Annotated in this window: 7 protein-coding genes; all 7 read left to right on the top strand. The window is 42.0% G+C overall.

Features of this window, described 5'->3' with window-relative positions:
- Nucleotides 1-212: 212 nt before the first annotated feature.
- Nucleotides 213-428 carry a DUF3791 domain-containing protein gene (locus tag RYO92_RS10890; RefSeq protein WP_315370394.1) on the top strand — a complete coding sequence of 72 codons (216 nt, stop codon included), beginning with the start codon at nt 213-215 and terminating at the stop codon, nt 426-428.
- On the top strand, nt 425-907 hold the full coding sequence (locus RYO92_RS10895; RefSeq protein WP_315370395.1) for a DUF3990 domain-containing protein: 483 nt from the start codon (nt 425-427) through the stop codon (nt 905-907). Before RYO92_RS10890 ends, RYO92_RS10895 begins: the two co-directional genes overlap by 4 nt.
- Nucleotides 904-1134, top strand: a complete 231-nt coding sequence (locus RYO92_RS10900) for a hypothetical protein (RefSeq protein ID WP_315370396.1) — start codon at nt 904-906, stop codon at nt 1132-1134. The genes RYO92_RS10895 and RYO92_RS10900 overlap by 4 nt, the downstream gene beginning before the upstream one ends.
- 65 nt (nt 1135-1199) lie before the next feature.
- Complete coding sequence (locus RYO92_RS10905) at nt 1200-1832, top strand: methylated-DNA--[protein]-cysteine S-methyltransferase (protein ID WP_315370397.1); 633 nt, start codon at nt 1200-1202, stop codon at nt 1830-1832.
- A 49-nt stretch (nt 1833-1881) separates the two neighbouring features.
- A complete protein-coding gene (dinB, locus tag RYO92_RS10910; protein ID WP_315370398.1) occupies nt 1882-3138 on the top strand; it encodes a DNA polymerase IV in 1257 nt (418 codons plus the stop codon).
- Between the two features lie 121 nt (nt 3139-3259).
- Nucleotides 3260-3565: a HigA family addiction module antitoxin gene (locus RYO92_RS10915; RefSeq protein WP_315370399.1), complete on the top strand. Its 306-nt coding sequence runs from the start codon at nt 3260-3262 to the stop codon at nt 3563-3565.
- 11 nt (nt 3566-3576) lie between these two features.
- Nucleotides 3577-4078 (top strand): HD domain-containing protein (locus RYO92_RS10920; RefSeq protein ID WP_315370400.1); only part of this gene is annotated, 502 nt, incomplete at its 3' end.

Consider the following 4078-nt stretch of genomic DNA (forward strand, 5'->3'; position numbering starts at 1 on the left):
TTGTGACCTTGCAGAGAGGAGATTTTGCAAAGGGGGCAAGGACTGAGGAACCGCTATATGTGAGGGATTAGAAATTTAAAGAAAATATGGAGTTTAACTTAATTATAGAATGGGTGAAAGAGGATTGATAAAATAGATTTGACCGAAAAAGCATTCCAACAAAGCAGAGAAATGAAACCGGTAGAAAATGAATTAATTTGAAGGAGGAAATTTTGAATCAAGAGGTATTTTCTTTTATTATTTACATGATTCATGCTTGTGCAAATCGTTGGAGAAAGACGGCTGCACAGGTATATTTTGCGTTAAAACAGAGTGGATGCCTTAATCATTACCTGATTCCGAATTATGATATTTTACATACGCAAAGTACTGATTTTGTTGTGAAGGATATCGAAGAATATCTTGCCCAAAAAGAGGTGATAGTATGATAGTATTTCATGGTTCTAATCAGCGTGTAGAAAATCCTGACGTAAAACATAGCCTTCGAAATTTGGATTTTGGTTCCGGATTTTATGTGACTACGGTAAAAGAACAGGCACAGAAGTGGGCAAAACGTAGAGCAGACTTATTGACAGGAAGTCCGATGATTAATAGCTATGAGCTTAGTTTGGATAAAACAGATTTAAATGTGAAAGATTTCGGAGAGGATTTGGACTCTTGGATTGATTTTGTGTGTAATTGTCGTGAGGGGAAAAAGGATTATTTGCAATTTGACATTATCATTGGAAAAGTTGCAAATGATAGAGTTTTTCGAGTGGTGGATATGTACCATCAAGGGATATGGGATAAAGAAAGAGCGATAAAAGAAATTCGTGTGTATCCAAATTATGATCAGATAGCATTTATTTCTCAAAGAGCAGTTGATGAACTTTTAAAATTTGTTTCAGCAGAGGAGTTAAAATCATGACAGAGGAAGCTTTAGAGCAGTTTTATCAAGAAAATTTAGAAGAAAGGTTGATTCAAAATATTGCTAAAGAGCTGCATTTTCCCTTAGAAGAAGCAATGGATTGCTATTATAAGAGCAAGCTAGCTAGGATGATTCAGGAAGGAATAGAAGGTGTGCAGTATCTGGATTATAGGGCTCTGACTGTACTTTTTATGGAAATGGAAAAAATAGAAAGAAAATCCGAGTAGAGTATTTGCCTCTTTTGTGAGTACAAGAATAAAATCGCAGAACAAATAGGAGTGAATTGTAAAGTATGAAAACAAAAGAAGAAGCCATTGCATTCGGTCTATCCTTTCCGGATAGCTATATAGACCGTCCTTTCCGTTCGGCAGATTGGGAGCTGATTCGTTTTCGGGAAAATAAAAAGGCTTTTCTGCTTATCTACGAAAGAAATGGTTTTGTGAACCTGAATGTGAAGGTACATCCGGAATGGCGGGATTTTTGGAGAAGAGTTTATCCTGCGGTACAGCCTGCGTATCACCAGAATAAAGAGCATTGGAATACGATTATTTTAGACGGAAGTATTCCTGAGGAAGAGCTTCGGAGAATGATTTCGGAAAGCTACAGCCTCATTTCCGATTCTCCCACAAAAAGGATTTACGAGGCGGTGAAGAAGATTCCTAAGGGCAAGGTAGCCACTTATGCCCAGGTTGCGGAAATGGCGGGAAATAAAAAGATGTCTCGTGCAGTGGGAAATGCCCTGCATAAGAATCCGGATCCGGAGCATATTCCATGCTTCCGGGTTGTAAATTCCAAGGGGGAACTTGCTCCCGCATTTGCCTTCGGGGGAGAGGATGAGCAGAGAAAACGCCTGGAAGAAGATGGGGTGGAAGTGAAGGACGGAAAAGTGGACTTAAAGAAGTATGGAATGGAAGTCACAAATTGAATGCGGACTTAAAGAAACAAAGAAGTAAAATATAAGAAAGCCTGATAAAATGCAAGAATCTTTATATGCTGAATATCAAGAAAATCAAATCATCTTGCATGTGGATATGGACGCCTTTTATGCTTCCGTGGAAATGCGGGACAATCCGACTCTTAAAGATAAGCCCCTGATTATCGGCGCCAAACCCACGGAGCGAGGCGTGGTAGCGACCTGCAATTATGAAGCAAGAAAATACGGTGTCCGTTCCGCCATGAACAGTAAAGAAGCCTTTCGGCTCTGCCCGAAGGCTGTTTTTCTGTATCCGGATTTTGAAAAGTATAAGGCGGTGTCAGAGGAGCTCCATGAAATTCTGGAAAGCTATACCAAGCAGGTGGAATACATTGCCTTGGATGAGGGCTATCTTGATTTAACGGAGGTGGCCAAGGATTTTTCCGAAGCGGAAAAAATCGGGCGGGAAATCCAAAGGCGGGTCGCGGAAGAGCTGAAGCTTACCTGCTCTGTAGGGATTGCTTATGGGAAAACAGCGGCAAAGACCGCCAGTGAAGAGAAGAAACCCAACGGCTTCTTTATGATTCAAAGAAGAGAAGATTATGTAGAGCTTTTACGGGACAGAGATGTGCGGGCACTTTTCACGGTAGGAGTAAAAACGGCGGAAAAGCTTCATTCCTTCGGGATTTATACCGTGAAGGATTTGCAGGAAAAAGAGAAGGAAGTCCTTCGCCTTCTGGGAAATCAGGGAAAAATGCTTTTGGAGCTTTCCTACGGTATCGACCATCGGAAGGTGGTTCCTTACCGTCCGGAGGATACCCAAAGTATCAGTAAAGAAATGACCTTTCAGGAGGATGTGACGGACTATTCCTTTTTGGATGATGTGCTGTTTCTCCTATCCTTCCGTGTGGAAAATCGAGCAAAACGTTATGGGCTCTATGCAAGAGGGGTTTCTCTGAAAATCACCTTTGCGGACATGAAAACCATTACCCGATCTGCCCTCATTTCCGAAAGCACCCAAAGTGCATTTTCCTTGTATAAAAATGCCTCTGCCCTCTTGCAGCAGATTCCCAGGCGCAGAGTCCGGCTAATCGGGGAAGGTTTTTATCATTTGGAGGAAAATGAAGGAAGACAGCTTAGCTTTTCCGACATTTTCACGGAAGAAAAAGAACGGGAAGAAAGAGAGAGGGAAGAGCGCTGGCAGCAACTGGAGGCTCGCTACGGAACCTTTTTTCAGGACAGAAAGACCATGATTCTTTCCGGAGAGCGAGTGTATGATTTGATAGAGGAGATGCGAAAGTTCGGAGGAAAAGATTGACATTTGTAACGCAGGAGGTTACGTTAAAACCCAGGTGGAGAGTGACATTTTACTTTGAAGGGCAGGATGCCTATTTAGTGGATTATCAAGATTATCATTGAGTGAAGTAAGGAGACCAACTATGAAAAGAAAACCGACACATCCGGGAACTGTATTTTTTGAGGATGTTCTGAAACCATTAAATTTATCGATTACAGAAGCTGCCGGAATGTTAGGGATTAGTAGGAAAGCTCTTTCGGAATTTGTCCATGAAAAGGTTTCTCTGAGTCCGGAAATGGCGATTCGTATTAGCAGAGCCACCGGAACTTCCGTTGAGAGTTGGATGAATATGCAGCAAAAGCTTACCATCTGGGAGGCAGAGCAGAATATTGTCAATAATGTTATTGCTTTTCCGAGTTTGCCTATGGAAAATACGATGGCATTATAGAGGGTAAGTGTATGGGAGAAAGCAGAATCGAAAGGGCGGTAGACTATATCACTAAGCTTTTTCAGGGAAATGGAGATGGGCACGACCTGGCTCATAGCATGCGAGTATATAAAAATGCTTTGATGATTGCCGATATGGAAGGACAGGGAGAAGAGGAAATTATGGCACTTTCCGCCCTCCTACATGACTGCGATGACCATAAGCTTTTCCATACGGAAAATAATGCCAATGCCAGAAGTTTTTTGCAGCAGGAGGGACTTTCCGAAGAGCGAATTGAGGAAATATGCGGGAATATCGATTCCGTTTCTTTTAGCAAAAATAGAGGAAAGGTTCCGGAGACTATTGAGGGAAAAATTGTGCAGGATGCAGACCGTCTGGAAGCGATTGGCGCTATCGGTATTGCTCGCTGCTTCCAGTTTGGCGGAAGCCATGGTAGGAGCTTGGAGAATTCCATCGAGCATTTTTATGACAAGCTTTTACTGGTTTCTAAGGAATTAAATACTCCTTCAGCCA

This window comes from Oribacterium sinus, assembly GCF_963553175.1.
Lineage (GTDB): Bacteria > Bacillota > Clostridia > Lachnospirales > Lachnospiraceae > Oribacterium > Oribacterium sinus_B.

Bases quoted from the DNA above. Each gene is read 5' to 3' on its own strand.
- RYO92_RS10895 (WP_315370395.1), top strand. From the start codon at position 425: ATGATAGTATTTCATGGTTCTAATCAGCGTGTAGAAAATCCTGACGTA.
- RYO92_RS10900 (WP_315370396.1), top strand. From the start codon at position 904: ATGACAGAGGAAGCTTTAGAGCAGTTTTATCAAGAAAATTTAGAAGAA.
- RYO92_RS10905 (WP_315370397.1), top strand. From the start codon at position 1,200: ATGAAAACAAAAGAAGAAGCCATTGCATTCGGTCTATCCTTTCCGGAT.
- dinB (WP_315370398.1), top strand. From the start codon at position 1,882: ATGCAAGAATCTTTATATGCTGAATATCAAGAAAATCAAATCATCTTG.
- RYO92_RS10915 (WP_315370399.1), top strand. From the start codon at position 3,260: ATGAAAAGAAAACCGACACATCCGGGAACTGTATTTTTTGAGGATGTT.